This is a genomic window from Stenotrophomonas sp. NPDC077659 (assembly GCF_050268705.1).
Classification (GTDB): Bacteria; Pseudomonadota; Gammaproteobacteria; order Xanthomonadales; family Xanthomonadaceae; genus Stenotrophomonas.
In genome coordinates this window covers 25,829-52,354 of the sequence record NZ_JBNNHG010000010.1, presented here as the reverse complement: position 1 = coordinate 52,354, position 26,526 = coordinate 25,829, and the positions used below count along the sequence as shown (strand labels likewise).

At 69.0% G+C, this 26,526-nt stretch carries 27 protein-coding genes and 1 pseudogene; 27 read left to right on the top strand and 1 reads right to left on the bottom strand.

Annotated elements, in window-relative coordinates:
- Positions 1 to 331 (bottom strand): annotated as a pseudogene (locus tag ACQKDV_RS03045) (S9 family peptidase); the annotation flags it as partial.
- A gap of 150 nt (positions 332 to 481) precedes the next feature.
- Between ACQKDV_RS03045 and ACQKDV_RS03040 the strand changes: the two are divergent.
- From ACQKDV_RS03040 to ACQKDV_RS02910, 27 genes are all read left to right on the top strand, one after another.
- Entirely contained in the window at positions 482 to 1,333 is an 852-nt protein-coding gene (locus ACQKDV_RS03040) for a hypothetical protein (protein ID WP_427782320.1), read from the top strand.
- Positions 1,334 to 1,370: 37 nt separating this feature from the next.
- The gene (locus ACQKDV_RS03035; RefSeq protein ID WP_427782319.1) at positions 1,371 to 2,009 is read left to right on the top strand and encodes an RNA polymerase sigma factor; all 639 of its coding nucleotides are present in this window, start codon (positions 1,371 to 1,373) and stop codon (positions 2,007 to 2,009) included.
- Positions 2,006 to 2,221 carry a hypothetical protein gene (locus ACQKDV_RS03030; RefSeq protein ID WP_427782318.1) on the top strand — a complete coding sequence of 72 codons (216 nt, stop codon included), beginning with the start codon at positions 2,006 to 2,008 and terminating at the stop codon, positions 2,219 to 2,221. Before ACQKDV_RS03035 ends, ACQKDV_RS03030 begins: the two co-directional genes overlap by 4 nt.
- 212 nt (positions 2,222 to 2,433) lie before the next feature.
- Complete coding sequence (locus ACQKDV_RS03025) at positions 2,434 to 3,831, top strand: cytochrome ubiquinol oxidase subunit I (protein WP_427782317.1); 1,398 nt, start codon at positions 2,434 to 2,436, stop codon at positions 3,829 to 3,831.
- A gap of 1 nt (position 3,832) precedes the next feature.
- Positions 3,833 to 4,846 carry a cytochrome d ubiquinol oxidase subunit II gene (gene cydB / locus ACQKDV_RS03020; RefSeq protein ID WP_427782316.1) on the top strand — a complete coding sequence of 338 codons (1,014 nt, stop codon included), beginning with the start codon at positions 3,833 to 3,835 and terminating at the stop codon, positions 4,844 to 4,846.
- Positions 4,847 to 5,064: 218 nt separating this feature from the next.
- Positions 5,065 to 5,808, top strand: coding sequence for a beta-ketoacyl synthase chain length factor (locus tag ACQKDV_RS03015; RefSeq protein ID WP_427782315.1), 744 nt, complete (start codon positions 5,065 to 5,067; stop codon positions 5,806 to 5,808).
- A complete protein-coding gene (locus tag ACQKDV_RS03010; protein ID WP_427782314.1) occupies positions 5,801 to 6,598 on the top strand; it encodes a lysophospholipid acyltransferase family protein in 798 nt (265 codons plus the stop codon). The genes ACQKDV_RS03015 and ACQKDV_RS03010 overlap by 8 nt, the downstream gene beginning before the upstream one ends.
- Positions 6,585 to 6,842 carry a phosphopantetheine-binding protein gene (locus ACQKDV_RS03005; protein WP_005411610.1) on the top strand — a complete coding sequence of 86 codons (258 nt, stop codon included), beginning with the start codon at positions 6,585 to 6,587 and terminating at the stop codon, positions 6,840 to 6,842. The genes ACQKDV_RS03010 and ACQKDV_RS03005 overlap by 14 nt, the downstream gene beginning before the upstream one ends.
- A gap of 15 nt (positions 6,843 to 6,857) precedes the next feature.
- Positions 6,858 to 7,115 (top strand): acyl carrier protein, encoded by a 258-nt coding sequence (locus ACQKDV_RS03000; RefSeq protein WP_427782313.1) that lies wholly within the window; start codon positions 6,858 to 6,860, stop codon positions 7,113 to 7,115.
- Between the two features lie 22 nt (positions 7,116 to 7,137).
- Positions 7,138 to 7,689 carry a hypothetical protein gene (locus ACQKDV_RS02995; protein ID WP_427782312.1) on the top strand — a complete coding sequence of 184 codons (552 nt, stop codon included), beginning with the start codon at positions 7,138 to 7,140 and terminating at the stop codon, positions 7,687 to 7,689.
- A complete protein-coding gene (locus ACQKDV_RS02990; RefSeq protein WP_427782311.1) occupies positions 7,682 to 9,379 on the top strand; it encodes an AMP-binding protein in 1,698 nt (565 codons plus the stop codon). Before ACQKDV_RS02995 ends, ACQKDV_RS02990 begins: the two co-directional genes overlap by 8 nt.
- Entirely contained in the window at positions 9,369 to 10,139 is a 771-nt protein-coding gene (locus ACQKDV_RS02985) for a glycosyltransferase family 2 protein (protein ID WP_427782310.1), read from the top strand. Before ACQKDV_RS02990 ends, ACQKDV_RS02985 begins: the two co-directional genes overlap by 11 nt.
- A gap of 1 nt (position 10,140) precedes the next feature.
- On the top strand, positions 10,141 to 11,082 hold the full coding sequence (locus ACQKDV_RS02980; RefSeq protein ID WP_427782309.1) for an acyltransferase: 942 nt from the start codon (positions 10,141 to 10,143) through the stop codon (positions 11,080 to 11,082).
- Positions 11,072 to 12,622 (top strand): HAL/PAL/TAL family ammonia-lyase, encoded by a 1,551-nt coding sequence (locus tag ACQKDV_RS02975; RefSeq protein WP_427782308.1) that lies wholly within the window; start codon positions 11,072 to 11,074, stop codon positions 12,620 to 12,622. The genes ACQKDV_RS02980 and ACQKDV_RS02975 overlap by 11 nt, the downstream gene beginning before the upstream one ends.
- Positions 12,609 to 13,040, top strand: a complete 432-nt coding sequence (locus tag ACQKDV_RS02970) for an acyl-CoA thioesterase (protein ID WP_427782307.1) — start codon at positions 12,609 to 12,611, stop codon at positions 13,038 to 13,040. Before ACQKDV_RS02975 ends, ACQKDV_RS02970 begins: the two co-directional genes overlap by 14 nt.
- Positions 13,037 to 13,666 (top strand): outer membrane lipoprotein carrier protein LolA, encoded by a 630-nt coding sequence (locus tag ACQKDV_RS02965; protein ID WP_427782306.1) that lies wholly within the window; start codon positions 13,037 to 13,039, stop codon positions 13,664 to 13,666. The genes ACQKDV_RS02970 and ACQKDV_RS02965 overlap by 4 nt, the downstream gene beginning before the upstream one ends.
- Before the next feature lies 1 nt (position 13,667).
- Entirely contained in the window at positions 13,668 to 16,022 is a 2,355-nt protein-coding gene (locus ACQKDV_RS02960) for an MMPL family transporter (protein ID WP_427782305.1), read from the top strand.
- 56 nt (positions 16,023 to 16,078) lie between these two features.
- A complete protein-coding gene (locus ACQKDV_RS02955; RefSeq protein WP_427782304.1) occupies positions 16,079 to 17,347 on the top strand; it encodes an NAD(P)/FAD-dependent oxidoreductase in 1,269 nt (422 codons plus the stop codon).
- A complete protein-coding gene (locus tag ACQKDV_RS02950) occupies positions 17,335 to 17,892 on the top strand; it encodes a DUF3261 domain-containing protein (protein ID WP_427782303.1) in 558 nt (185 codons plus the stop codon). Before ACQKDV_RS02955 ends, ACQKDV_RS02950 begins: the two co-directional genes overlap by 13 nt.
- Positions 17,889 to 19,079: a beta-ketoacyl-[acyl-carrier-protein] synthase family protein gene (locus ACQKDV_RS02945; RefSeq protein ID WP_427782302.1), complete on the top strand. Its 1,191-nt coding sequence runs from the start codon at positions 17,889 to 17,891 to the stop codon at positions 19,077 to 19,079. The genes ACQKDV_RS02950 and ACQKDV_RS02945 overlap by 4 nt, the downstream gene beginning before the upstream one ends.
- Positions 19,076 to 19,534, top strand: a complete 459-nt coding sequence (locus ACQKDV_RS02940; protein ID WP_427782301.1) for a hypothetical protein — start codon at positions 19,076 to 19,078, stop codon at positions 19,532 to 19,534. Before ACQKDV_RS02945 ends, ACQKDV_RS02940 begins: the two co-directional genes overlap by 4 nt.
- Positions 19,531 to 20,262: a 3-ketoacyl-ACP reductase FabG2 gene (locus ACQKDV_RS02935; protein ID WP_427782300.1), complete on the top strand. Its 732-nt coding sequence runs from the start codon at positions 19,531 to 19,533 to the stop codon at positions 20,260 to 20,262. Before ACQKDV_RS02940 ends, ACQKDV_RS02935 begins: the two co-directional genes overlap by 4 nt.
- On the top strand, positions 20,262 to 21,500 hold the full coding sequence (locus tag ACQKDV_RS02930; RefSeq protein WP_427782299.1) for a beta-ketoacyl-ACP synthase: 1,239 nt from the start codon (positions 20,262 to 20,264) through the stop codon (positions 21,498 to 21,500). Before ACQKDV_RS02935 ends, ACQKDV_RS02930 begins: the two co-directional genes overlap by 1 nt.
- A gap of 36 nt (positions 21,501 to 21,536) precedes the next feature.
- Positions 21,537 to 21,977: an excinuclease ATPase subunit gene (locus ACQKDV_RS02925; RefSeq protein ID WP_108751312.1), complete on the top strand. Its 441-nt coding sequence runs from the start codon at positions 21,537 to 21,539 to the stop codon at positions 21,975 to 21,977.
- 55 nt (positions 21,978 to 22,032) lie between these two features.
- The gene (locus tag ACQKDV_RS02920) at positions 22,033 to 22,533 is read left to right on the top strand and encodes a hypothetical protein (protein ID WP_427782298.1); all 501 of its coding nucleotides are present in this window, start codon (positions 22,033 to 22,035) and stop codon (positions 22,531 to 22,533) included.
- Between the two features lie 152 nt (positions 22,534 to 22,685).
- Positions 22,686 to 22,946, top strand: coding sequence for a YcgL domain-containing protein (locus ACQKDV_RS02915; RefSeq protein WP_427782297.1), 261 nt, complete (start codon positions 22,686 to 22,688; stop codon positions 22,944 to 22,946).
- Positions 22,939 to 26,277 carry an ankyrin repeat domain-containing protein gene (locus tag ACQKDV_RS02910; RefSeq protein ID WP_427782296.1) on the top strand — a complete coding sequence of 1,113 codons (3,339 nt, stop codon included), beginning with the start codon at positions 22,939 to 22,941 and terminating at the stop codon, positions 26,275 to 26,277. Before ACQKDV_RS02915 ends, ACQKDV_RS02910 begins: the two co-directional genes overlap by 8 nt.
- Positions 26,278 to 26,526: the final 249 nt, after the last annotated feature.

Genomic DNA, 26,526 nt, shown 5'->3' with positions numbered 1-26,526 from the left:
CGCCGTTGCGCACGAAGGCGGTGCGGGTGCGGCTGCGGTCGTAGACCGGCTCGGCCACGTCCAGAGTGCCGCGCTGGTCATCGGCCACCTGTGCAGCGGCGCCGCCGGCCAGCGGCTGGCGGAAGGTGTCGCGCACCGGGCTGCCGCTGCGCTTGAGCTGGTATTCCACCTGCTGGCTGTTCCACGACCACCAGGCCTTTTCGACCGGCGGACCGATCCAGTCCGGGTCGGCCATGGCCTGTTCGATGGTGATCGGCGTCGGCGCGGCATGCGCGGCCGGTGCGGCCAGCATGGCCGACAGCAGGAGGGACAGGGGCAGCACTCGGGACATGGGCGGACGGCACCAGATGAGGAAACCGGGCAAGGGTAGCAGCCACCCGCGCCGGGGGAGGGGGCCACAGGTCATGCAGACCGCTTGGGCAAAGGCGCTGCAGGGCCTCGGGTGGCGCATGATGGGCGACTGATCCGGACGGAACCGACCATGTACCCCTACGACTACCGCATTTCCCTGGTGGTGCAGCACCCCGTGTGCTCCAGCGCCGACATCGCGGCCCGGCTGGGGTTGGAACGCGGGTTCTTCCGCGATGTGGGCACCGACCTGCTTGACGGTGATGGTCACTTGATCCGGGTACATGGCTTCACCCGGGTGAGCTTTGAACTGGCCGCTGGCAAGGACGGCTGGCTGATGGACGCCTGGCCGCAGGTAGTCGAAATCCTGCAGGCACGGGTGGAGGTGATCCAGGCATTGAACCAGGAAGGGGCCGAAATCGGCCTGCGCATCGGCGTGTTCGGCAAGGAGGCCTGGGCCGGGTTCGTGCTGGACGACGCGCTGGTAAGGCTGATGGCCGACCTGCGGCTGGGCTTCCATGTGGAAACTATTTTCCCGATCCGCCGGCCGACCCCAGGACCGACGACGACGCCTGAAATCTGCACTGCAACCGGTGGCCGGCCTCGCGCATCCAATCTCCTGAACCCGCATCATTCACCAGACAGGAGCACGACCATGCAGGAACTCATCCCCATCACCTTCTTCATCTGCATCGCCTACGCGATCCATGCCATCGCCGATGCGCGTGCGCGCAGCAAGCTGGTCGCCCCGCACGTGCCGGAGGAAGTGATCCGCTCGTTGGCGGTGCTGGAGGAAGAACGCCGCCGCCAGGGCGCGCTGCGCTGGGGCATCAGCCTGGTCAGCCTGGCCGTGGCGCTGGGCCTGCTGGAAGCGATGGGTGCGCGCGATCTGACCTTTGGTGCCGCCGCCGCCATGGCCGGCAGTGCCGGGCTGGGCCAGCTGCTGGCGTGGTTGCTCACCCGTCCCGCCGTGCGCAAGGGCTGAGCGGCGGCATGCCTGCGGCACAGGGAGCGCGCCACGCATGAGCCTGCTGGGGGGAGCACTGGCCGCACTGCGCGGGCGTCAACGCGATGCCCCCACCGAGCCCGCAGCGGATGACGACCGTGCGTTGGTCCGGGCCATCATCGATGGCTCGCAACCGGCCTTCGCGCAGCTGGTGCAGGCCCATCAACGCACCTGTGCGCATGTGATCGGGCGCATGGTCGGCGACCGCGACCAAGTGGCCGACCTGCTGCAGGAAACCTTCCTGGCGGTGTTCCGCCAGCTGCACCGGTTCCGCTTCGAATCCTCGCTGCGCACCTGGGTTTCGCGGGTGGCCTATACGACGGCGCTGCAGCATCTGCGCCGCCGGCGGCTGGAAATGCAGTGGATGGTGGCGGTGGAGGTGCCTGAGGAAGCGGGTATCGGCGATGAGGGCCCGGGCCCGGCCGAACTGAGCGAGGCGTTGCAGGCCGGCCGTCAGCTGGGTGAGGCGCTGGAGCGGCTCACCCCGCCGCAGCGCCTGATGGTGGGCCTGCACTACCTGGAGGATTTCGACCTGGCCGAGATTGAACAGGTGACCGGGTTGGCGCGCGGTACCATCAAGAGCCACCTGTACCGCGCACGGCAGATACTGAAACAGGAACTGACCCGACGCGCCACCGCCGGAGAGCTGCTGTGAGCCACGCCAACGAACCTCGCGATGCCGATGCGCGCGCGCTGTCGCAGGCACTGCACGAGCAGGAACAGCAGGCGCCGGTACCCGATGTGAGCGAAGCCCTGCAGCAGCGGCTGCGGGTGGAAACCCGCGACAGCGGCGTGCTGTACGTGCTGGTGCAGGTGCTGCTGCTGGCCGCGCTGGTGGCGGCCGGCGCCTGGTATTTCTGGCACTGACAACCCCCGCCGGGCGCTGGGGCGCTCCAATCGCTGTGGGTAGATGCCGACCTTGGTCGGCGCCTGGACATGTGCCAACCAAGGTTGGCAGCTACCAGAGCGGTTGATCCCTGCGACCAAGTGAAGCAGCGCGACACCACGTCGCATCCCCGCACAACCATATCCTCCTAAAGTGGTCCGGTATCCCACCCGTACCCGGCAGGAGGCGTCCCTTGGACGCGTTGTTGTTGTCGCGGATCCAGTTCGGATTCGTCATCAGTTTCCACGTGCTGTTTCCCGCCTTCACCATCGGCACGGCCAGCTGGCTGGCTTTCACTGAATGGCGCTGGCTGCGCACCAAGCTGCCCGTGTGGCGCGATCTGTACTTCTTCTGGCAGAAGATCTTCGCCGTGTCCTTCGGCATGGGCGTGGTCAGCGGCATCGTCATGGCCTTCCAGTTCGGCACCAACTGGCCGCGGCTGAGCGAAGTGGCCGGCACGGTCATCGGCCCATTGCTGACCTATGAAGTGCTGACCGCGTTCTTCCTGGAAGCCAGCTTCCTCGGGGTGATGATGTTCGGCTGGGGCCGGGTGTCACCGCGCCTGCATTTCCTGTCCACCTGCATGGTGGCGCTGGGCACGCTGTTTTCCACGTTCTGGATCCTGTCGTCCAACAGCTGGCTGCATACGCCGGCCGGCTACGAAATCATCAACGGTATCGTGCATCCGGTCGACTGGTGGCAGGTGGTGTTCAATCCGTCGTTCCCATACCGCCTGGCGCACATGGCGCTGGGATCGTTCATCACCACCTGTTTCGTGATCGGTGGCGTGGGCGCGTGGTACCTGCGCAGAGGCACGCATGTCGAGCCCGGGCGACGCATGTTGATTGCCGCGGTGGCCTTTGCTGCGCTGACCGTGCCGGTGCAGATCTTCGTCGGCGACATGCATGGCCTGAACACGCTCAAGCACCAACCGATGAAAATCGCAGCGGTGGAAGCACACTGGCATGAAGGCCGGGCAGGCGAGGGCGTGCCGCTGGTGGTGTTCGCCCTGCCCAACGAGAAGGCCGAACGCAACGATTTCGAACTGGCCATCCCGAAGCTGGGCAGCGTGATCCTGACCCACTCGCTGGACGGCAGCTTCGATCCGCTCACCTCGGTGCCGGCCAGCCAGCGGCCGCCGGTGACGCCGGTGTTCTTCGCCTTCCGCATCATGGTCGGGCTGGGCACGTTGATGCTGCTGCTGGCCTGGGTATCGGCGGTACAGCTGTGGCGGCGCCGGCTGCTGGAGTCGCCGTGGCTGCTGCGCGGCTGGAACTGGATGCTTCCCAGCGGCTTCATCGCGCTGGTGTCGGGCTGGTTCGTCACCGAAATGGGGCGCCAGCCGTGGGTGGTCTACGGCGTGCTGCGCACCGCCGATGCGGTGGGCCCGCAGAGTGCGTGGATGACCGCGCTGTCGCTGGCGGTGTACGTGGTCGGCTACGCCTTCGTGTTCGGCTGGGGCATCTGGTACCTGGTAAAGATCCTGCGCCATGGCCCGCAGCCCTACGTGGAAGGACCGTCGCTGGACCATGGCAGCCACACCCCGGCGCGGCCGCTGTCGGCCGCCGATGAACCGCTGGAGGAGCGCTGACATGGACCTGATGACCTGGCTGCCGGTGGCGTGGTTCGCGGTGATCGGCTTCGGCGTGCTGATGTATGTGGTGCTGGACGGCTTCGTGCTCGGCATCGGCATCCTCGCCCCGTTCGCCGAGGACGAAGAACAGCTCGACCTGATGATGAACACCGCCGCGCCCATCTGGGATGGCAACGAGACCTGGCTGGTGCTGGGCGGGGCCGGCCTGCTGGCGGCGTTCCCCAAGGCCTACGCGGCGCTGCTGTCGGCGCTGTACCTGCCGGTGCTGCTGCTGGTGGTGGCGCTGGTGTTCCGTGGCGTGGCCTTCGAGTTCCGCTTCAAGGCACACCGCTCGCGGCGGGTGTGGAGCGTGGCGTTCGGCCTGGGCTCGCTGCTGGCGACCTTCGCCCAGGGTGTGATCCTGGGTACTCTGGTGCAGGGCATCCCGCTGGTGGACGGTGTCTATCACGGCGGCGCGTTCGCCTGGTTCAGCCCGTTTGCGATGCTTGCCGGTGCGGCGCTGGTGGCCGGCTATGCGCTGCTGGGCAGCACTTGGCTGATCCTGAAGACCGAGGGCCGCGTGCAGGTGCTGGCGCGGCAGATGACCCGGCCTCTGGTGGCGGCGGTGATCGCGGCGATGGGGCTGGTCAGCAGCTGGCTGCCGTTCCTGGATTCGCGGCTGATGGCGCGCTGGTTCAGTGATGGCAACTTCTGGTGGCTGTCGCCGGTGCCGTTGTTGACCCTGACGGTGGCTGCCGCACTGTGGCGCAGCGCCACCCATCCACACCGCGACCTGCCGCCATTCCTGCTCAGCCTGGCGCTGTTCGTGCTCGGCTTCGCCGGCCTGGTGCTGGGCATGTGGCCCTACCTGCTGCCGCCCTCGATGACGCTGTGGCAGGCGGCCGCACCGGCGTCGTCACTGGGGTTCACCCTGGTCGGGCTGGGGGTGCTGCTGCCTGTCATTCTCGGCTACACGGCCTGGTCGTACCGGGTGTTCCGCGGCAAGGTGCGCGCCGACGCGGGCTATCACTGAAGCAGGTGAACGGGGAGCGGCCGGTGACCGCTCCCCGTTCCGGTTTGTGAAACATGTATTCCCTGCGCGGGACGTGCTAGCGTTCGCACCTTTCCGGCCGCCAGGGGGGCTGCCGGCGACGTCCTGGACGGACGCACGGCTGCAGGAATGGGAGGCCGCCGCGCGTCGCCATGCTGTTGGCCCGTGCCTGTCTTCCGCCCATCCCAACATCACCGGTAATGATCGAATTCTCCGTTGTCGACTGGGCAGCCTGGGCACCTGGACTGACAGAACGTAGCCAATGGATGGGCTGGGCCGACGCGCCCTTCCTGCCGCAGGGCGACGGCACCCCGGCGTTGGCCGAAGTGCCGGCCATGCAGCGCCGCCGCATCGAGCGCCTCGGCCGCATGGCCATCCAGGCCGCCTGCTGGTGTGAAGACGCACAGGGCGCCGACAGCGACGTGCCGCTGGTGTTCGCCAGCCGCCACGGTGATGTGGCCCGTTCGATGGAACTGCTGGGGTCGCTGGCCGCCTCCGAGCCGCTGTCGCCCACTGGTTTCGGCCTGTCGGTGCACAACGCGATCGCCGCGCTCTACTCCATCGCCCGTGGCCATCGGGGCAATTACCTGGCGCTGGCGGCCGGCCAGGCCACGGTGGAAACCGCCTGCCTGGAAGCCGCCGGCCTGCTGGCCGATGGCGCCAAGGAAGTACGGGTGGTGGTGTATGAGTCACGGTTGCCCGACGTTTACGCCGGATTCGCCGACGAACCGGACCCGTTCTTCGCCTGGTGCTGGCGTATTGCCGCCCCGGGCATGGCCGGCACCGGCCTGCGCCTGGCCTGGGAACCGGCCCCCGCTGTGGGCAACACCGCGCCGGGCCTGCTGCCGCATGCGCTGGATCTGCACCGGTTCCTGCTGTCGGCCGCGTCCACGCTGGAACACGTAACCCAGGGCCAGCGCTGGTGCTGGAGCCGCCGTGTCTGAGGCGCTGCGCCGCCTCGATCATGCCTGGCGGGTGTTCGGCACCGGCCTGAGCTTCGCCGCGTTCGGTGTGGGCGGGCTGCTGCTGGGCGTGCTGGTGATGCCGCTGCTGCTGCTGATGCGCGACCCGGTGGCGCGCCAGCGGCGGGCACGGCGGCTGGTGCAGCGGGCGTTCGCCAGCCATGTATGGCTGATGTGCCGGCTGCGGCTGATGACCCTGCAGGTGGAAGGGCGCGAGCGGTTGCAGCGCGACGGCCTGCTGGTGCTGGCCAACCACCCGACCCTGATCGACGTGGTCTGCCTGATCGCGCTGCTGCCCAACGCCGACTGCGTGGTCAAGCGCGCCGTGGCCTGCAATCCGTTCATGCGCGGCCCGGTGCGCGCGGCCGGTTACATCGCCAACGATGATGGTGCCGGACTGGTTGATGACTGCGTGGCGGCCGTGCGTGCCGGCGGCACCCTGGTCATCTTCCCCGAAGGCACCCGTACCGTGCCGGGGCAGCCGCCACGGCTGCAGCGCGGGGCAGCGAACGTCGCCGTGCGCGGGCGCCTGGACATCACCCCGGTGCGCATCACCTGCACGCCGGCCACGTTGACCAAGGGCCAGAAGTGGTATCGTGTACCCTCACGTCGTTTTCACGTTCAGCTGCAGATCGGCGAAGATATCGCCATCGCGCCCTTCCTGGCTGAAGATGACGCGTCAAGGGGGGATGCCTTGGCGGCCCGTCGCGTCACCGACCACCTCACTCGTTACTTCGACCTGTCTGGAGATCCGACCCGTGCAAGCACTTGAGCACGAGATCAAGGAATTGATCATTTCCTCGCTTTCGCTGGAGGACATCACGCCGGAGGACATCGATCCGACCGCGCCGCTGTTCGTGGAAGGCCTTGGCCTCGATTCGATCGACGCCCTGGAACTGGGCCTGGCGCTGCAGAAGAAGTACGGTGTCAGCCTGTCGGCCGACTCGGAAGAAACCCGTCGCCATTTCTCCAGCGTGCGCGCGCTCGGCGAGTTTGTCGCCGCCCGCCAGTCGTAAGGCGCAGGAATTGCCATGACCAAGAATGAACTGTTCGAGCGCATCGTCCGCATCCTGACCGACAGCTTCGAGATCGAACCTGTCCGGATCAGCCCGGAATCGCGCCTGTATGACGATCTGGACATCGACAGCATCGATGCCGTCGACCTGATCGTGCAGCTCAAGCCGCTGCTGGGCCGCAACCTGCAGCCGGAAGCCTTCAAGGCTGTGCGCACCGTGCAGGACATCGTTGATGTCGTGCATGGCCTGCTGCCTGGCCAGGCCGCCGCCTGACCGCAGGCCGGGCATCGCGACCATGGCACGGGCACGCATGGTCGTGGTGGCTGCGCTTTCGCTCGCCTATCCGGTCCTGGTGTACGCGGCGATGGGCCGCTTCGAGCCGCGCTGGCTGTCGCTGCTGCTGTTCGGCCTGGCCCTGCTGCGTGCACTCAGCACGCGGCAGCCGCTGTGGTGGGCCGCCGCGGCAGGCGCCGGCCTGCTGGCCGGCTTGGCCACCGTGCTCAACCATGCCCTGCCGCTGAAACTGTACCCGGTGCTGGTGAACGTGGTGATGCTGATCGTGTTCGCCACCAGCCTGCGCTTCGGCCCGCCGCTGGTGGAACGCCTGGCGCGGCTGCAGGAACAGGACCTGCCGGACTTCGCGATAGCCTATACCCGTCGCGTCACCCAGGTGTGGTGCGGCTTTTTTGTTCTCAACGGTGGCCTGGCCCTGTTCACCGCGCTGTACGCGTCGGACCGGGTCTGGATGCTCTACAACGGAATGTTGGCGTACGTGATGATGGGAGTGTTGTTCGCAGGCGAGTGGCTGGTGCGGCGACGGGTCAAGGCGGCCCATGCCCATGGCTGACTGGATCGCTCTGGACCGGCTGCTGGTCGACGCGCAGCCGGGCCGCCACATCGGCCTGTGCGAAGGTCAGGCCCTGGACCACAGCGCGTTCCGCCTGCGCGCGCTGGCCTGGCGCGATGCGTTCGCCGCCGCCGAAGGCCGCGACTGGGCGCTGTACTTCGATGATGCCATCGCCTTCGCTGCGGCGTTGTTCGGTGCCTGGCACGCCGGCAAGCGCGTGTTCCTGGCCGCCGACAACCTGCCGGCCACGCTGCAGGCGGTGCAGCCGCAGGTCAGTGGTTTCGCGGGCAATGTGCCGGCCGACTACCGCCCGTTGACGCCCGCCGTGGCCGCCGCCGGCGCGCGGCACGACGGTGTGCTGCAGGTGCTGGACGAGCGCGCCTGCGAGCTGTGCGTGTTCACTTCAGGCAGCACCGGCCAGCCCAGCGCGATCAGCAAGCGCATGGACCAGCTGGCGCGCGAAGTGGATGCGCTGCAGGCGGCCTTCGGCGCCCAGCTCGACGGCGTGCAGGTGCATGGCACCGTATCCCACCAGCACATCTATGGGCTGCTGTTCCGCGTGCTGTGGCCGTTGGCCGCCGGCCGCCAGATCCAGCCGCGACGCTTTTTCCATGAAGACCTGGTCGGCACCCTGGCCGCCGCCGACAGCGTGCTGGTGGCGACCCCGGCACACCTGAAGCGGCTGCCCGAGCAGCTGGACTGGGCCAGCCTGCATGGCCGCCTGCGCGCGGTGTTCTCATCCGGCGGCCCGCTGCCGGAAGAGGCCGCGCGGCAGGTGCGGCAGTGGCTGGGCGTGGCGCCCACCGAGGTGTACGGCAGCAGCGAGACCGGCGGCATCGCCTGGCGCCGCTGGCAGACCGACATGCCGCCCTGGCAGCCGCTGCCGGGTGTGCAATGGCGCATCGAGGAAGGCTGCCTGGCGGTTGCGTCGGCGCACCTGGACAGCGCCGACTGGTGGCGCACCCAGGACCGCGTGGAAGCCCTGGCCGATGGCCGCTTCCGCCTGCTGGGCCGCGCCGACCGCATCGTCAAGATCGAAGAGCGCCGGGTGTCGCTGGACGCGCTGGAACGCGCGCTGCGCGACGACCCGGAGGTGGAAGACGCACGCGTGCTGGTGCTGTCCGGCCACCGCGAGCAGTTGGCCGCCGTGGTGGTGCCGGCCGACCCGGCACTGGTGGCGGCCGGTGACGCCGCACGCCGCGCCTTCGGCCAGCGTCTGGGCGCGCGCCTGGCACAGGGCCACGACGCGGTCACCCGCCCGCGTCGCTGGCGGTTGGTCGAGGCGCTGCCGATCAATGCGCAGGGCAAGGTCACCCAGTCCGCACTGGCGGCATTGTTCCAGCCGCTGATGCCGGTGCCGCAGTGGGACCATCGCGCGGCCACCGCCGCGACCCTGCGCATGACCCTGGATGCATCGCTGCGCGCGTTCCAGGGCCATTTCCCGCAGGCGGCGATCCTGCCCGGCGTGGCCCAGCTGGACTGGGCGGTGCGCTTTGCCCGCCAGGCGTTCGCGTTGCCGAAGGGTTTCGTGCGGATGGATGCGGTGAAGTTCCAGCGCGTTGCCCGCCCGGGCGACGAACTGACCCTGCAGCTGGACTGGGACGCCGAGCGCGGCGTGCTGACGTTCCGCTACACCTCCCTGCATGGCACGCATGCCAGTGGCAAGGTGGTGCTGACCGATGCGCACTGACCCGGCGACCGCTGGCGGCGCCTTCGCGCCGCTGGTGGTCATCCCCGTGTACGACCACGAACATGCCATCGGCGCGGTGGTTGCCGGCGTACTGGCCGCCGGCCTGCCGTGCCTGCTGGTCGACGATGGCTCGCGCGCGTCCTGCGCCGCGGTGCTGCAGGCGCTGGCGCAACGCGATGGCGTCGACCTGCTGCGGCTGGACGTGAACCAGGGCAAGGGTGGGGCGATGCTGGCCGGTTTTGCCGAGGCCACGCGCCGTGGCCACAGCCACGTGCTGCAGATCGACGCCGATGGCCAGCACGACACCACCGATCTGCCGCGCTTCATCGCCGCCGCACGGGCACGGCCGGACGCGGTCATCTGCGGCATTCCCGCCTACGATGCCAGCGTGCCAAAGGCGCGCCTGTACGGCCGCTATGCCACCCACATCTGGGTCTGGATCAACACGCTGTCGCTGCACCTGCGCGACACCATGTGCGGTTTCCGGGTCTACCCGCTGCCGCCGGTGCTGCGCCTGATCGGCGAAGAAACCATCGGCCGGCGCATGGATTTCGATACCGAGATCATGGTGCGCCTGTACTGGCGGCAGGTGCCGGTGCAGCACCTGGCCACCCGCGTGACCTACCCGGCCGACGGGGTTTCGCACTTCGATGTGTGGCGCGACAACGTGCGCATCAGCCGCATGCACACCCGCCTGTTCTTCGGCATGCTGCCGCGCGCGCCGCGCCTGCTGTGGCGGCGCCTGAAGGGGCAGGGCTGAGATGCGCCGCGCGCACGACGCACCGCACTGGGCAGACATCGGTGAATCCACGTCGGTGGCCGGCGTGCTGTTCCTGTGCTGGGTGCATCGCTGGTTCGGGCGCTGGCCGTTCCGCCTTTGCGTTTGGCCGGTGGTGGTGTGCCACTGGCTGGGCAACCGCGTGGGCCGCCGCGCCTCGCTGCAGTACCTGCAGCGGTTGCAGGCCCACACCGGCGCGCTCGGCCATGCGCCGGGCTGGCGTGACAGCCTGCGCCATTTCTTCAGTTTCGCCGACACGATGCTGGACAAGATCCTCGGGCTCGGCGGGCGCTACCCGCCCGAACGCATCCACCTGCAGCGCGATCTGGTGCTGGGCAAGATCGCACGCCGCGAAGGCGGCCTGATCCTGACCGCGCACATCGGCTGCCTGGAGCTGTGCCAGGTGCTGGCCGAGCAGGTGCCGGGTTTCCGCATCACCGTGCTGGTGCACACCGCGCATGCGCAGCGTTTCAACCGCTTGCTGCAGCGGCTGGACCCGCTGGCCGCAGTGGAACTGGTGCAGGTGACCGGAATGGGCCCGGCCACCGCCGTGATGCTGGCCGAGAAGGTCGCCTCCGGTGGTTTCGTGGCCATCGTCGGCGACCGCGTGCCGGTGCAGGGCGGGCGCAGTGTGATGGCCGATTTCCTCGGTCACCGCGCGCCGTTCCCGATCGGCGCCTATGTGCTGGCCTCTGCGCTGGCCTGCCCGGTCTACACGATGTCCTGCCTGCACGAAGGCGATGGCTACCGCGTGGCCTTCGAGCACTTTGCCGACCGCGTGGTACTGCCGCGTGGTTCGCGTGATGCCGCACTGGCCGAACAGGCGCAGCGCTTCGCGCGCTGGCTGGAACTCCAGGTCATCCAGTCCCCGTTGGACTGGTTCAATTTCTTCCCCTTCTGGGATCAGGCTCCTCATGACGACTGACGCCGTACCCGTGTGCCGTTTCGGCGATGCTCCGCTGACCATCGAAGACGTGGTTGCCCTGGCCCAGCGCCAGTGCGACGCCGCCCTGAGCGAGGCGCCGGCCTTCCGCGCGCACATCCAGCGCGGCGCCGATTTCCTCGACCGCCTGCTGCGCGAGGATGGGGTGATCTATGGCGTGACCACCGGCTACGGTGACTCGTGCACGGTGAACATTCCGCCGGCGCTGGTGGCCGAGCTGCCGCACCACCTCTACACCTACCATGGCTGCGGTCTGGGCCGTTACCTGGACCCGGCCGAGACCCGCGCCGTGCTGGCCGCGCGCCTGGCCTCGCTGGTGCGTGGCATGTCCGGTGTCAGCGTGCAGCTGCTGGAAGGCCTGGCCACCCTGCTGCAGCACGACGTGCTGCCGCTGATTCCGGCCGAAGGTTCGGTCGGTGCCAGTGGTGACCTGACCCCGCTGTCCTACGTGGCCGCCGTGCTGTGTGGCGAGCGCGAGGTGCTGTTCGAAGGCCAGGTGCAGGCGGCCGGCCCGGTGCTGGCGAAGATCGGCATGGCCGCGCTGAAGCTGCGGCCGAAGGAAGGCCTGGCGATCATGAACGGCACTGCGGTGATGACCGGCCTGGCCTGCCTGGCCTGGCAGCGTGCCGATTACCTGGCGCGCATGGCCACCCGCCTGACCGCGTTCAACGTGCTGTCCAGCGACGGCAACGCGCACCACTTCGATGAAACCCTGTTCGCCGCCAAGCCGCACCCGGGCCAGGGCCGCATCGCCGCGCGCCTGCGCAGCGACCTGCACAGCGAGCGCCCACCGCGCAACGAACAGCGCCTGCAGGACCGCTACTCGCTGCGCTGCGCACCGCACGTGATCGGGGTGCTGGAAGACAGCCTGCCGTTCCTGCGCCAGCTGATCGAAACCGAACTGAACAGCGCCAATGACAATCCGCTGATCGATGCCGAAGGCGAGCGCATCCTGCACGGCGGCCACTTCTACGGCGGTCACATCGCGCTGGCGATGGACACCCTGAAGAACACCGTGGCCAACGTCGCCGACCTGCTCGACCGGCAGCTGGCGCTGGTGGTCGATGCCCGCTACAACCACGGCCTGCCGGCCAACCTGTCGGCGGCCACTGGCCCGCGCGCGGCCATCAACCATGGCCTGAAGGCGCTGCAGATCAGCGTGTCGGCGTGGACTGCCGAGGCACTGAAGCAGACCCTGCCGGCCAGCGTGTTCTCGCGCTCGACCGAATGCCACAACCAGGACAAGGTCAGCATGGGCACCATCGCCGCGCGCGACTGCCTGCGCGTGATCGAACTGACCGAACAGGTGGTGGCCGCGATGCTGATCGCCGCCCGCCAGGGCCTGGCCCTGCGTGAACGGGTTGGCCTGAACGCGCAGCTGCATGGCAGTCTGGCCGACATGTACGCCGACCTGGGGCAGCGCATCGCCCTGGTCGAAGAAGACCGCGCGCTGGATCGCGAACTGCGGGAACTGCTGGTGGAGATCCGCGCGCAACGCTGGGAGCTGTATGTCGGTGAATGAGGCAATCGAACTGGTCGGCGAGATCTCGCTGTCCCCGGCCTTCCATGACTGCGACCCGATGAACGTGGTCTGGCATGGCAACTACTTCAAGTACTTGGAGATCGCACGCTGCGCGCTGCTGGGCCGCTACGACTACGACTACCCGCAGATGCTCGAATCCGGCTACCTGTGGCCGGTGGTCGATGCACGGGTGAAGTACGTTCGCCCGCTGCTGTTCAAGCAGGCGTTGCGCGTGGTGTCGCGCATCGTCGAATGGGAGAACCGGCTGAAGATCGAATACGAGATCCTCGATGCGGACAGCGGCCAGGTGCTGACCCGTGCGATGACCATCCAGGTCGCGGTGGACGCGACCAGCAAGGAAATGCTGTACCAGTGCCCGCCGGTGCTGTGGCAGCGTCTTGGAGTGCCAGCCCCGTGAATCCTTTCCAGCGTATTCCGCGCCTGCTGCTGTGCGCGCTGCTGCTCACCGCTGCGCCGCTGGTGCAGGCCGCCGATGCCGCCGTCGATGCGATCACCCAGGCGGTGGCGCGGCCGGACGTGCTGCGCGGCCAGTTCACCCAGGAAAAGCAGGTCAGTGGTTTCAAGAACCCGCTGCGCTCGCAGGGCCAGTTCGTGGTTGCACGCCAGCACGGCGTCATCTGGACCACGCTCAAGCCGTTCCCGTCCGAGGTGGTGGTCACCGCCGACCGCATCCTCAGCCGCCAGCGTGATGGCAGCACCCGCGTCGAGCTGGATGCGCGCCAGCAGCCGGCGATGCGTTCGGTCAACGCGATCATGTTCGCACTGATGAGCGGTGACGTGCAGGCACTGTCCAGCCAGTTCAACGTGCAGGCCAGCCGCGAAGGGCAGGGCTGGCGGCTGAAGCTGACCCCGAAGTCGGCCATGCTGGCCAAGGCCTTCGAGTCGCTGACCCTGCAGGGCGACCGTTACGTGCGCCAGGTGGAAATCGTGGAGGCCAACAAGGACCGCACGCAGATCCAGTTCAGCGCATTGAGCGACGCACCGGCCAGCTTGTCCGCCGATGAGGCGCGCCGTTTTGACTGATATGTCCACTGACGCCGCAGCGAAGGGGCCGGACCGTCTGCGCCGCTGGTGGCACTGGCTGGGCATTGCCTGGCTGCTGGTGCTGCTGGTGATGGGCGTGCAGCAGTGGCGCCTGTGGAGCCAGCAATCGCGGATCGACACCGACATCCTCGCCCTGCTGCCGCAGGATGCCCACGACCGCCTGCTCAGTGATGTCACCCGGCGCATCGCCGATGGCAGCTCGCGCCAGGTGGTGGTGTTGCTGGGCAGTACCGATGGCGCCGCCGCCAAGCGCGCGCAGGCGGCCTTCGCCAAGGCCATGGCCAGCGATGCGGACAGCGGGCTGCTGGTGCCCAGCGGTTCCATTGAAGGCTGGTTCGATGAAGCGCGGGCGTTCTACGCACCGTATCGCGACCGCTTGCTGACCCCGGCCCAGCGCGAACAGCTGCAGCAGGCCGAACCGGGTGTGTTGGCCGAGCAGGCGCTGGGCGCGCTGTACGGCCCGATGGGCGCACCGCGGCTGACCGATTGGCGGCAGGACCCGCTGTCGCTGTGGCCGCAATGGTGGCAGCAGCAGGCCCAGGGTTCGGGCCTGCGCCTGGGCGATGATGGACTGCTGGAAGCCGAAGGCAAGCACTGGGCCGCGCTGCAGTTCGATACGCCGGGCTCGGCTTTCCAGCTTGATGGTGAGCGCCACATCGATGGTCTGCTGGAACGCGCTGGCGAGGCGGCCAAAGCCGCCGCCCCCGGCCTGGAAATCCTGCATGCCGGCGTGCCGCTGCACGCCGAAGCAGCGGCGGTACAGGCCAATCGGGAAATCAACACGATCGGCTGGGGCTCGCTGGCCGCCGTGCTGCTGCTGGTCTGGCTCGCGTTCCGCTCGCTGCGGCCGATCCTGCTGGTGGCCGCCTCGCTGCTGATCGGCTGCGGCGTCGCGTTGGCAGTGACCGTGCTGGTATTCGGCAAGGTGCATGTGCTGACCCTGGTGTTCGGCGCATCGCTGGTGGGCGTGGCCGAGGATTACGGCATCCACTGGTTTGCCTCGCGCCAGGCCGAACCGGCCGACCGCCGCTGGAAGCTGTTGCGGCACCTGCTGCCGGGCCTGTGGCTGGCGCTGGTGACCAGTGCGCTGGCCTATCTGGCGCTGGGCCTGGCTCCGTTCCCGGGCCTGCGGCAGATGGCACTGTTCTCGGTGGTCGGCCTGGCCGCCGCCTTCCTCACGGTGATCTTCTGGTTCCCGTGGCTGGACGGTGGCGAGATCCGCCAGACCCGTTTCTCGCAGTGGCTGGGCAACACGCTGGACCGTTTCCCGCGCCTGCACGGCACGCGCCCGGTCACCGTGTTCATCGTCGCCACACTGGCGCTGTCGGCCATCGGCATCGCACGCCTGCAGAGCAACGACGACCTGCGCAGCCTGCAGTCCTCGCCGCCGGCGCTGATGGCCGAGCAGATCCGCCTGAGCCAGCTGCTGGGCATGCCCAGCCCGGCGCAGTTCTACCTGGTGCAGGGGGCTGATTCCGGCCAGTTGCTGGAACGCGAAGAAGCATTGACCGAACGCCTGCGCGCATTGGCCAGCGACAAGCGCATCGGCGGCTACCGCGCGATCAGCGACTGGCTGCCATCGCCTGCGCGCCAGCAGGCCGATGCGGCACTGACCGCCAAGGTCGAACCGGGCGTGTTGTCGGCCGTCTCCGCTGCGGTGGGCGAGCCGTTGCCACGGCCGGACTTCGCCGCGTCGCCGCTGACCGCCGAAGCCTTCCTCGCCTCGCCGGCCTCGCAGCCGTTCCGCCACCTGTGGGTCGGCGCGGTGGGTGGGCAGACGGTCAGCGTGGTGATGGTCGATGACCTGTCGCGCGCCGATGCGCTGACCACCCTGCAAGGCGCGGCCGAGGGCCTGCCCGGCGTGCGCTGGGTTGACCGCACGGCCGACTTCTCCACGCTGCTGGGTCACTACCGCAAGCTGATGGGCGGGCTGCTGCTGGTCGGCATCGCGCTGGTGTTCGGTGCGCTGTGGCTGCGCTACCGCCGCCAGGCCTGGCGCGTGTTCGCCCCGACCCTGATCGCCGGTGCGCTCACCCTGGGCCTGCTGGGCCTGTTCGGCCAGCCGCTGCAGCTGTTCAACGTGCTGGCGCTGATGCTGCTGCTGGGCATGGGCATCGACTACGGCATCTTCCTCATCGAGCACCGCGGCGATGCCAGCGCGTGGCTGGCGGTGTGCGTGGGTGCGGCCAGCACCTGGCTGTCGTTCGGCCTGCTGGGCCTGTCGCAGACCCCGGCGCTGCGCGCGTTCGGCCTCACCCTGCTGTTCGGCATCGGCCTGGTCTGGCTGATCTCGCCGCTGTTCCGCCCACCGCCGCACGATCTGCCGCCGGCCTGACCGCGCTTCACCGCACCCCCTCCCTTTCCACTTGATCGAGCAACAAGGACGCACCGATGAACACTGCCGTGGATGCACCTGCCCAACCGACCGAGGTCGAACGTACTGAGATCCTGATCATCGGCGCGGGACCGGCCGGCTCGGTCGCCGCGGCCATGCTGCGCCAGCAGGGCCGCCAGGTACTGATGCTGGAGCGCCAGCAGTTCCCACGCTTCTCGATCGGCGAAAGCCTGCTGCCGCAGAGCATGGAGTACATCGAGGCGGCCGGCCTGCTGCAGGACGTGGTGGAAGCGGGCTTCCAGTACAAGAACGGCGCAGCCTTCGTGCATGGTGAAGCGCGCACGGCGTTCGATTTCCGTAAAAAGTTCTCGCCGGGCTGGGGCACCACCTACCAGGTGCAGCGCGCCGACTTCGACAACGTGCTGGCCCGCGGTGCCGAGCGCATGGGCACCACCCTGCGCTTTGGCGATGAGGTGCTGGCGGTGGAAGCCGGCGAACAGCCGGCGGTGAGCGTGCGCCGCCCCGATGGCAGCGAGTACCGCATCGAAGCGGATTTCATTCTCGACGCTTCCGGTTTCGCCCGCCTGCTGCCGCGCCTGCTGGACCTGGAATCGCCGTCCAACTTCCCGGTGCGCGGCGCGATCTTCTGCCACGTGCGCGACAACATCCCGGCCGAAGCGGATTTCGACCGCAACAAGATCCTCATCACCACCCACCCCGAGCACATCGACGTCTGGTACTGGACCATCCCGTTCTCCAACGGCTGCTGCTCGCTGGGCGTGGTGGCCGAACCGTCGTTCTTCGAACGCTACGAGGGCGACGACCTGCAGAAGCTGCAGGCCATCGTCGGCGAAGACCCGAACCTGACCGGGCTGCTGGCCAATGCCGAATGGGCGGTGCTGCCGGTGCGCCGCATCACCGGCTATTCGGCCAACGTCAGCTCGCTGTGGGGCCCGGGCTACGCCCTGCTGGGCAACGCCGGTGAATTCCTCGATCCGGTGTTCTCCTCCGGTGTGACCATCGCCTTCAAGTCGGCACAGCTGGCCAGCGAGTGCCTGAAGCGCCGCTACGCCGGTGAAACCGTCGACTGGGAAGCCGAGTTCTCCATCCCCCTGCGTGCTGGGGTGAAGACCTTCCGCCGCTTCGTGGAAAGCTGGTACCAAGGCGGCTTCCAGAAGATCATCTACCACCCTGACCAGCAGCCGCAGGTGCGCGACATGATCTGCTCCATCCTGGCCGGATACGCCTGGGACACCAACAACCCGTATGTGGCCGATCCCACCGGCCGGCGCATGCGCGTACTGGAGGAACTGTGCAGCGCCTGATCGCCCGCTTCAGCACCATGCTGCTGTGCCTGTTGCTGGCCGCCTGTGCCGGCCGCATGCCGCGCCCGCTGGTTGAACTGCCGCCGCTGCGGCTGTCGCCGGCCAGCCTGCCGGCGCCGCTGGCGCTGCAGCAGCAGCTGCATTTCCACTTCGGCAGCCACGAACGCGATCTGGACGCACTGCTGGAAGCCGATGCGCAGCAGGTGCAGCTGGCCGTGCAGGCGATGGGCCAGACCGGCGTGCGCCTGCAGTGGGATGGCCGGCAGCTGACCCAGCAACGCGCCCCCTGGCTGCCGCCGCAGGTGCGTGCCGAACGCGTGCTGGATGATCTGCAGTTCGCGCTGTGGCCCACCGAAGCGATTGCCGCCGCGCTGCCGGCGGGCTGGCAGGTGGTCGATGACGGCCACCTGCGCAGCCTCTCGCGCGATGGCCAGGTGTGGCTGCAGCTGCAGCGCCTGGATGATGGCAGCGTGCAGCTGGACAACCGCGCCGAGGGTTACGCCCTGCGCATCGAATCGATCGACATGGCCGGGCAGGATAAATGACCGCAGCGATTTACCTGAACGACCTGGGCGTGGTCTGTGCGCTCGGCGAAGGCCGCGCGGCCGTGGCCGCCGCGCTGTTTGCCGATGCACCGGGTGGGCTCAGCGACAATGACACCCTGATGCCGGGCCAGACCCTGGCGCTGGGCGAAGTACGCACGCCGCTGCCGGCGCTGGACGATCTGCCGGTGGCCCTGCGCGGCCGCAACAATGCGCTGCTGGATGCCGCCCTGGCTCAGATTGCGCCGTCGGTGCAGGCGGCCATTGCCCGCTACGGCGCGCCGCGCGTGGCGGTGGTGCTGGGCACCAGCACGTCGGGCATCGGTGAATCCGAACAGGCCCTGCGCACCCGCGCCGAAACCGGGCAGTGGCCGCAGGGCTTTGACTACGCGCAGCAGGAAATGGGGACCGCCGCCCAGTTCGTGCGTGAGCGCAGCGGTGCGCAGGGCCCGGCCTGGACCCTGTCCACGGCCTGCTCCTCCAGTGCCAAGGCGCTGATGTCGGCCGCGCGCCTGCTGCGTGCCGGCATCGTCGACGCGGTCATCGCCGGTGGCGCCGATTCGCTGTGCCGCTTCACCGTGGCCGGCTTCAGTGCGCTGGAATCGGTGTCGGCACGGCGCTGCAATCCGTTCTCGCAGCACCGCTGCGGCATCAACATCGGCGAAGGTGCCGCGCTGTTCCTGCTGACCCGCGACACCGGCCCGGTGCGGCTGGCCGGCTGGGGTGAATCGGCCGATGCCCACCACATGTCCGCGCCCGACCCGAAGGGCCTGGGTGCGATCGACGCCCTGCAGCAGGCGCTGCAGCGTGCCGGCTGGGCGGCGCAGGACGTGGACTACGTGAACCTGCACGGCACCGCCACCGGGCACAACGATGCGATGGAAAGCGTGGCCGTGGCCCAGGTGCTGGGCACCACGGTGCCGGCCAGTTCGACCAAGCCCCTCACCGGCCACACGCTGGGCGCGTCCGGTGCGATCGAGGCGGCCGTGTGCTGGATCCTGCTGGCTGAAAATCCAAGCAAGCAGCTGCCGCCGCACTGGTGGGATGGCAGTGCCGATCCGGCCCTGCCGGCATTGCCGCTGGTCGCGCCGGGCACGCGCCTGGCGCACGCACCGCAACGCGTGCTGAGCAATTCCTTCGCGTTCGGCGGCAGCAACGCCGTGCTGGCACTGCAGGGGGCAGGCGCATGAGCCAGCCCGTGTTCGCCATCGAAGACGTGGTGCCGCACCGCCAGGACATGTGCCTGCTGGACCGCATCGTGCGCTGGGACCAGGACAGCATCGAAGCTGAGCTCGTGGTGCCTGCGTCGGGGCTGTTCATCGAAGAGGGGGGCGTGCCGGCCTGGGTCGGCATCGAATACATGGCGCAGGCCATCGCGGCCTGGGCCGGCTGCCGTGCCCGCGTGGCCGGCAACCCGCCGCAGCTGGGGTTCCTGCTCGGCAGCCGGCGCTACACCAGCCCGCGCAGCCGCTTCCCCAGCGGCAGTGTGCTGCGCGTACACGCGCGCTGCGAGCTGTTGGGCGACAATGGGCTGGGGATGTTCGCCTGCCGGATCCTGGCAGGCGATGAAGAATGGGCGGTCGCCAACGTGTCGGTGTTCGAACCGGCCGACTCGCTGGCCTATCTGGAGAGTGGACAGGCATGACAGGGAATCGAAGCGTGCTGGTGACCGGCGCCAGCCGGGGCATCGGCCGGGCCATCGCGCAGCGCATCGCGCGTGACGGCTTCGACGTGGTGGTGCATTGCCGCAGCCGCGTGGACGAAGCGCAGGCCGTGGCCGCAGAGATCCAGGCGCTGGGCCAGCAGGCCCGCGTGCTGGCCTTCGACGTGGCCGACCGGGCGGCTGCGCGTGCCGCGCTGGAAGCGGATGTGGAAGCACATGGCGCCTGTTACGGCGTGGTCTGCAACGCCGGCATCGCCCGCGATGGCGCCTTCCCGGCACTGTCCGAAGACGATTGGGACCAGGTCATCCACACCAATCTGGATGGCTTCTACAACGTCCTGCACCCGCTCATCATGCCGATGGTGCGGCGTCGCAGGCCGGGCCGCATCATCACCCTGTCCTCGGTATCCGGCGTGGCCGGCAACCGCGGGCAGGTCAATTACAGTGCCGCCAAGGCCGGCATCATCGGTGCCACCAAGGCATTGGCGCTGGAGCTGGCCAGCCGCCAGATCACCGTCAACTGCGTGGCCCCCGGCCTGATCGAGACCGACATGCTGAACGAAGAAGTGATCGACCATGCACTGAAGCTGATCCCCGCCGGCCGTGTCGGCCGTCCGGAGGAAGTGGCCGCCACGGTCGCCTTCCTGCTGTCCGAACCGGCCGGTTACATCACCCGCCAGGTGATCTCGGTGAACGGAGGCATGATCTGATGGCCGCCGATCGTCGCGTGGTGGTGACCGGTGCCGCCGCCATCAGTCCGCTCGGCCATGACTGGCCGACCATCGAGGCACACCTGCGCAGCTGCCGCAATGCGGTGCGCGCGATGCCCGAATGGGATGTCTACGCCGGCCTGAACACCAAGCTGGCCGCTCCGGCGCAGGCGTACGAGCTGCCGCCGAACTACAACCGCAAGACCACCCGCTCGATGGGCAAGGTTGCCATCATGTCGGTGCGTGCCACCGAAGTAGCGCTGCGTGAGGCCGGCCTGTTCGAGCACCCGGTGCTGCGCAGTGGCCGCGCCGGCGTGGCCTACGGCTCCTCGTCAGGCAGCCATGAAGCCACCGGCGAATTCGGCCGCATGCTGCACGAATTCACCACCGACGGCATCAGCGCAACCACCTACCTGAAGATGATGAGCCACACCGCGCCGGTCAACATCGGCGTGTTCTTCGGCCTGTCCGGGCGCGTCTACACCACGTCCAGCGCCTGCACCTCGGGCAGCCAGGGCGTGGGCGCCGGTTACGAAGCCATCCGCAGTGGCAAGCAGACGGTGATGGTGGCCGGTGGTGCCGAACAGCTCGACGCCACCGCCGCAGCGGTGTTCGACACGCTGTTCGCCACCAGCACGCGCAACGATGCGCCGCAGACCACGCCGCGCCCGTTCGATGCCGGCCGCGATGGCCTGGTGCTGGGCGAGGGCGCCTGCACGCTGATCCTGGAGGACCTGGAACACGCGCAGGCACGCGGCGCGACCATCCTCGCCGAGATCGTCGGCTACGGCACCAACAGCGATGGCCAGCACGTCACCCAGCCCAGCGCCGACACCATGGCCCAGGCCATGCGCCTGGCACTGGAGGATGCCGGCCTGCAGCCCTCGCAGATCGACTACGTCAACGCCCACGGCACCGCCACCGACCACGGTGACATCGCCGAGACCCAGGCCACCGCCCAGGTCTTCGGCAACCGCATGCCGATCAGCTCGCTGAAGAGCTATGTCGGCCACATGCTCGGTGCCTGCGGCGCGTTCGAAGCCTGGATGAGCATCGAGATGATGCGCGCCGGCTGGTTCGCCCCGACCCTCAACCTGGGCGAAGTCGACCCACGCTGCGGCCAGCTCGACTTCATCACCGGGCAGGGCCGCGAACTGCAGGCCGAGTATGTGATGAGCAACAATTTCGCCTTCGGTGGCATCAACACCTCGCTGGTGTTCCGCCGCTGGAGCGAGTGACCCGCTGTACCCGCACCCCAACAAGGAGATGTTCCGATGCGCCGCACCCTGCTGATCGCCGCCGCCACCGCGCTGCTGGCCCTGTCCTCCACCGCCTCGGCCCGCGACACCCGCGTCGAGCAGTCCCTGCGTGACCTGGTCAATTCGCAGGCCGCCAAAGATGCCGGCATCGATGGCAGCGTCCGCTTCTACCTGGCCGGCCAGCCGGTCAGCGTGCAGCAGCGCCTGGGCGAAGACGTGACCAACAAGAAGACCAACGCCGCCAACAAGAGCGATGAGGAAGCCTGCCGCTGGGTGGCCCTGTCGGCGCTGCGCGCGCTGCAGGACGGTGCCAAGTCGCGCGGTGCCAATGCCGTGGTCGACATCGTCAGCTACTACAAGAAGAACGAGTTCAAGAGCGCGACCAACTACGAATGCTACGCCGGTGCGATCCTGGCGGGCGTGGCGCTCAAGGGCACCTACGCCAAGGTAAAGTAAGCATCACCGTAGTCCCCGGCGCCTTGCCGGGGACGCGGTCTACAGGGGGAACACCATGAAGTCGATCCACGCCGCTGCCCTGGCAGCGGTTTTTTCGTGCCTGCCTGCGTTGCATGCGCAGGCCGCAGGTGCACCCATCTACATCACCTCCGACGTCCCGTACCGTGAGGGCGTGGGCGGCGAGCTGATCCGCGAGGAGTGCCAGTTCGGCCAGTACCTGAGCCAGAGCATCGTGCGCCATGCCAACGGTGCGGTGGTCGTGGGCGATACCCAGGACGGCGCCGGCCGCGAACTGTACCTGGTGGTGACCAAGGCGCATGCCGCCGGCGGTGGCGCCATTTCCGGGCCGAAGTGGGGCCGCATCTACGGCGAGCTGAAGGAAGACGGGAAAGTGGTCGGCAACTTCAGCCTGAAGCGTTCGACCAACCGGCCGTTCACCTTCCGCGCCTGCACCACGCTGGAGAAAATCGCCGATGCGCTGGGTGGCGATGTGGTGCGCTGGTTGCAGGAGCCCACGTTCGATCCGCAGCTGACCGAAGAGGTCGCGGCCAACTGAGGCCGGTGGCGGTTGCCTGAACGCGACCGCCACATTGCTGAACCCCACGCGGGAAACGCCGTCGATCACGCCGTGATCGTTGCATGACGGCTTTCCCCGGTGTCGGCTTTCCGACACAATCATGGCTCTTCCCGGGTTATCGTCCCGCGGACATGCACGCCTACGTCTATAAAAGCCAACTCAAGCCGGATACCTACGTCTATCTCGCCCGTCGCGATGATTTCAGCGCGCTGCCCGCGCCGCTGGTCACCTCGCTGGGTGCGCTTTCGTTCGTTCTCGACGTCACCCTGGATGCACAGCGCCGGCTGGCCCAGGCCGATCCGGACAAGGTCCGCAGCGAGCTGGCCGAACGCGGCTTCTACCTGCAGGTGCCGCCGTCGGTGACCAGCATGATGCGGCGCCACTATGACTGAGCTGTCGCGCCCGCGCGCGCTGTTGATCGCCTTCGCCCTCGGTGCCGTGCTGGCGCTGGGGTCGGTGGTGGGTGGGCTGCCGGGCGCCGTGCTGGCTGCGCTGGCGCAACCAGCCTTCGCGCTGGGCGTGTCGTGGTGGCGGCGCAGCCGCACGCTGCAGCCGCCCAAGCGCATCGCGCGCCAGGATCTGCCCGCGCTGCTGGTGCTGTGGGCCGCTGCCCCGGCCGGGCTGGCCCTGCTGCTGGCCTGGCCGCTGGCCGCGCTGCGTGACAGTGGCAGCCTTGCTGCGGTACTGGGCCTGAGTGTGCTGGTCAGCGCCGGCCTGCTGGCGGCCTGGCGCACCTGGCCGCTGTGGAACGATGTCGAACGCCTGGAGGGCAGCCTCGCCCAGCACTGGCAGGCGCTGGCCGGGCGTGACCTGACCGCCTGGCGCGGCCTGCTGGTGGCGGTGATCGTGATCGCCCTGGCCGCGCTGATCGTGCTGCCGGCCTGGCCGGGCCTGCTGCCCGAAGGCGCTGGCTGGCCCGCCGCGCTGGCCACGCTGCTGCTGTCGCCCGCGCTGCACCTGCTGCTGCAGCGGGTGGCCCCCGCGCCGATGGTCCACCTGCGCAGCACCGCGCAGGCGCTGCCGACGGGCGATGCCGAAGCCCTGTTCAACGCCGCCGCCGAAAGCACGCCGCTGGAAGCGATGGCACCGCAGGAACTGACCCCGGCGCTGTACGAAGCCGCACGCCACGGCCGCATCGACCGTGCGCTGCAACTGCTGCAGGCCGGTGCCGACCCGCACGCGCTGCCGGACCCGAACTGGCGCGACCAGCGCAGCCTGGCGGTGCTGGCTGCGGTCCTGCCCGACCTGCGCCTGCTGCGCGAGCTGATCGGCCGCGGTGTCGATGTGAATGCCCCGCACCGTGGCATGACCCCGCTGCTGGCCGCGACGCGCGACAGCTGGCATGGCCGCCCCGAAGCGGTGATGACCCTGTTGGCCAACGGCGCCGATTCGCGCGCGATGGACAGTGATGGCAACACCCCGCTGCACCACGCCGCGCGCAGTTCCGACCCGGGCGTGGCCGCGCTGCTGCGTGATGCCGCTGCCGAAGTGGATGCGATCAACACCGAGGGCTGGTCACCGCTGGCGGTGGCGTGCCAGGTCGGCAACTGGCGCCTGGCCCGCTTCCTGCTCGAACGCGGTGCGCGCAGTGAACCCAGCGAAGGCACCCCGGTGCTGCTGGCCGCCGCGGCCACCGAGGACGACGATCCGGCCGGCGTGCAGCTGCTGCTCAAGCACAAGGCCCGTGCCGATGCGCGCGACCGCCAGCGCCGCAGCGCGCTGCACGAAGCTGCCCTGGCCGGCCACGTCGAGATCATCGGCGTGCTGCTGGGGGCCGGTGCCAACCTGGAAGCGCGCGATGCGCTGGGTCGCACACCGTGGCTGGAAGCGGCCCGTGCTGGCCGCGCTGCCGTCATCGAACACCTGCTGCCGCACAAGCCCGATCTGATCGCCGTCGACGGCGAAGGCCGCAACGCCGTGCTGCTGGCCGCCATGGCCGAGGATGTCTCGCCGCTGCTGGTCAAGCGCCTGGTGGATCTGGGCATCGCTGCCGATGCCAGCGATCCGCTCGGCCGCCGCGCGGTGGATTACGCCGCCGAAGCCGGCCGCTGGGCCATCGTGGCCCTGCTCGATCCGTCCTATCCGCTGCCGGCAGCGGTCAGCGATGGCCTGGCTGAACGCGGTGAAGCCGCCAGCGCCAGTGGCCTGCTGCCGGACCGCCCGCCGCTGACCCTGCTGCGCGAAGCGCTGGGGTTCGGCAATACCGAAGGCATGGCTGCGCTGGCCAGGCTGTGCCAGCCGGAAGAGCTGGGTGGCCTGCTGCTCGACCCGGGCCTGGCGCTGGAACCGCGTGCGGTTGACTGGCTGCTGGGCCATGGCGCAGATCCGTACGTGCTCGACGCCTGTGCCGATACGCCGATGTTCGCGCTGCTGTCGCGCGGCATCGATGCGGTACCTGCCCTGCAGGTGATGCTGCAGCGTGGCCTGTCGCCGGCCGGCCGTGGTGGCCTGGCCCGCTTCCTCGCCGCCTGCGCGCAGCACGACCAGGCCGCACGCGGTCTGGAACAGCTGGCGCTGGAACTGCTCGAGCGTGGCGCCGATCCGTTCGCCGCCTCGCCGGCCGGTGATCCGCCGTTGTCGCTGGCGGTGCGCCTGGGCTGGCTGCGCCTGCAGCAGGCCCTGCTCAATGCCGGTGTCGATCGTGAAGCCCGCGACAGCCACGGCATGACCGCCCTGCACCTGGCCACCGCCCTGGCCCGCGAAGGCGCACTGAAGCTGCTGGTGCAGCACGGTGCGTCGCCGGAAGCGCGCGCTGCCGATGGCCAGACCCCGCTGGGCGTGGCGCTGTCGATCGGCCGCCGCGATCTGGCCGACTGGCTGGATTGGCGCGTGTGGCCGCTGCCGCGCCGCACGCTGCGCGAAAGCGATCTGCCGGCCGCGGCGATGGCCGGTGATGTCGATGCCGTGCGCCGCCTGAACGATCTGGGCTTTGCCATCGACGCCGTCGATGCGCAGGGCTGCACGGCCCTGCTGCGCGCCGCGGGCGGTGGCCACCTGGCGGTGGTCGACCTGCTGCTGGCGCGGGGTGCCGATCCCCAGCACGCTGCGGCCAGCGGCGCGACCCCGCTGTCGGCGGCGGTCAGCATGCGCCAGGTGGATATCGTCTCGGCCCTGCTCGATGCCGGTGCCCAGCTGGAACACCGCCTGCCGGGCGGGGTCACCGTGCTGATGCTGGCCTCGGCACTGGGCCTGCCGGACATCGTCGCGCGCCTGCTCACCGCCGGTGCCGACGTGCATGCTGGCGATGCGCAGCAGCTGGGCCCGCTGCACTGCGCGGCACTGTATGGCTTCAGCGCCCGTGACCGTCCGCGCCTGCTGGCCCTGCTGGATACGCTGCTGCTGGCCGGCGCCGAGCCCGACCTGGCCGCGGCCGGGTCGGTCACGCCGTTGCTGCTGCTGCTGGGTGCACGCGCCGAGCCGGGTACCGCCTGCGACGAGCAGGTGGTGATGGCTGCGGTGGAGCGCCTGCTGGATGAGGACGTGAGCCTGGACGTGCGTGACCCGCGCGGCTTCGGCCCGCTGCACCTGGCGGCCCTGCACGGGCTGCCGCTGCTGGTGCAGCGCCTGCTGCGCGCCGGCGCCGATCCGGAAGTACGCGACAGCCTCAACCGCAGCCCGCGCGAGATCGCGGTCATGCGCGGCTTCATCGACGTGGCCGGCGAATTCGAACCACGCGTGCCGGGCGTGTCCTCGATGGCCCGGTTCCTGCGCGACAACGGTTGACCGTGCCGGCCAGCGGCCGTCACTACCGGGTCCACCATCCACCGGGTGGGTGCCGACCGTTGGTCGGCATGCCTATGTGTCCTCGCTTCCCGCGTCGTGCACATTCCAGTAGATCCACGCCATGCGTGGATGCTTCTGGTTCCGTGCAGGATCATCCACGCGCGGCGTGGATCTACTCACGGACGCTCGGGCCCCAGTAGATCCACGCCATGCGTGGATGCTTCTGGTTCCGTGCAGGATCATCCACGC

Excerpts from the sequence above, each read along its gene's own strand:
- ACQKDV_RS03040 (WP_427782320.1), top strand. The coding sequence starts at position 482 with ATGTACCCCTACGACTACCGCATTTCCCTGGTGGTGCAGCACCCCGTG.
- ACQKDV_RS03035 (WP_427782319.1), top strand. The coding sequence starts at position 1,371 with ATGAGCCTGCTGGGGGGAGCACTGGCCGCACTGCGCGGGCGTCAACGC.
- cydB (WP_427782316.1), top strand. The coding sequence starts at position 3,833 with ATGGACCTGATGACCTGGCTGCCGGTGGCGTGGTTCGCGGTGATCGGC.
- ACQKDV_RS03015 (WP_427782315.1), top strand. The coding sequence starts at position 5,065 with ATGATCGAATTCTCCGTTGTCGACTGGGCAGCCTGGGCACCTGGACTG.
- ACQKDV_RS03000 (WP_427782313.1), top strand. The coding sequence starts at position 6,858 with ATGACCAAGAATGAACTGTTCGAGCGCATCGTCCGCATCCTGACCGAC.
- ACQKDV_RS02995 (WP_427782312.1), top strand. The coding sequence starts at position 7,138 with ATGGCACGGGCACGCATGGTCGTGGTGGCTGCGCTTTCGCTCGCCTAT.
- ACQKDV_RS02990 (WP_427782311.1), top strand. The coding sequence starts at position 7,682 with ATGGCTGACTGGATCGCTCTGGACCGGCTGCTGGTCGACGCGCAGCCG.
- ACQKDV_RS02985 (WP_427782310.1), top strand. The coding sequence starts at position 9,369 with ATGCGCACTGACCCGGCGACCGCTGGCGGCGCCTTCGCGCCGCTGGTG.
- ACQKDV_RS02980 (WP_427782309.1), top strand. The coding sequence starts at position 10,141 with ATGCGCCGCGCGCACGACGCACCGCACTGGGCAGACATCGGTGAATCC.
- ACQKDV_RS02975 (WP_427782308.1), top strand. The coding sequence starts at position 11,072 with ATGACGACTGACGCCGTACCCGTGTGCCGTTTCGGCGATGCTCCGCTG.
- ACQKDV_RS02970 (WP_427782307.1), top strand. The coding sequence starts at position 12,609 with ATGTCGGTGAATGAGGCAATCGAACTGGTCGGCGAGATCTCGCTGTCC.
- ACQKDV_RS02960 (WP_427782305.1), top strand. The coding sequence starts at position 13,668 with ATGTCCACTGACGCCGCAGCGAAGGGGCCGGACCGTCTGCGCCGCTGG.
- ACQKDV_RS02955 (WP_427782304.1), top strand. The coding sequence starts at position 16,079 with ATGAACACTGCCGTGGATGCACCTGCCCAACCGACCGAGGTCGAACGT.
- ACQKDV_RS02945 (WP_427782302.1), top strand. The coding sequence starts at position 17,889 with ATGACCGCAGCGATTTACCTGAACGACCTGGGCGTGGTCTGTGCGCTC.
- ACQKDV_RS02940 (WP_427782301.1), top strand. The coding sequence starts at position 19,076 with ATGAGCCAGCCCGTGTTCGCCATCGAAGACGTGGTGCCGCACCGCCAG.
- ACQKDV_RS02935 (WP_427782300.1), top strand. The coding sequence starts at position 19,531 with ATGACAGGGAATCGAAGCGTGCTGGTGACCGGCGCCAGCCGGGGCATC.
- ACQKDV_RS02930 (WP_427782299.1), top strand. The coding sequence starts at position 20,262 with ATGGCCGCCGATCGTCGCGTGGTGGTGACCGGTGCCGCCGCCATCAGT.
- ACQKDV_RS02925 (WP_108751312.1), top strand. The coding sequence starts at position 21,537 with ATGCGCCGCACCCTGCTGATCGCCGCCGCCACCGCGCTGCTGGCCCTG.
- ACQKDV_RS02920 (WP_427782298.1), top strand. The coding sequence starts at position 22,033 with ATGAAGTCGATCCACGCCGCTGCCCTGGCAGCGGTTTTTTCGTGCCTG.
- ACQKDV_RS02915 (WP_427782297.1), top strand. The coding sequence starts at position 22,686 with ATGCACGCCTACGTCTATAAAAGCCAACTCAAGCCGGATACCTACGTC.
- ACQKDV_RS02910 (WP_427782296.1), top strand. The coding sequence starts at position 22,939 with ATGACTGAGCTGTCGCGCCCGCGCGCGCTGTTGATCGCCTTCGCCCTC.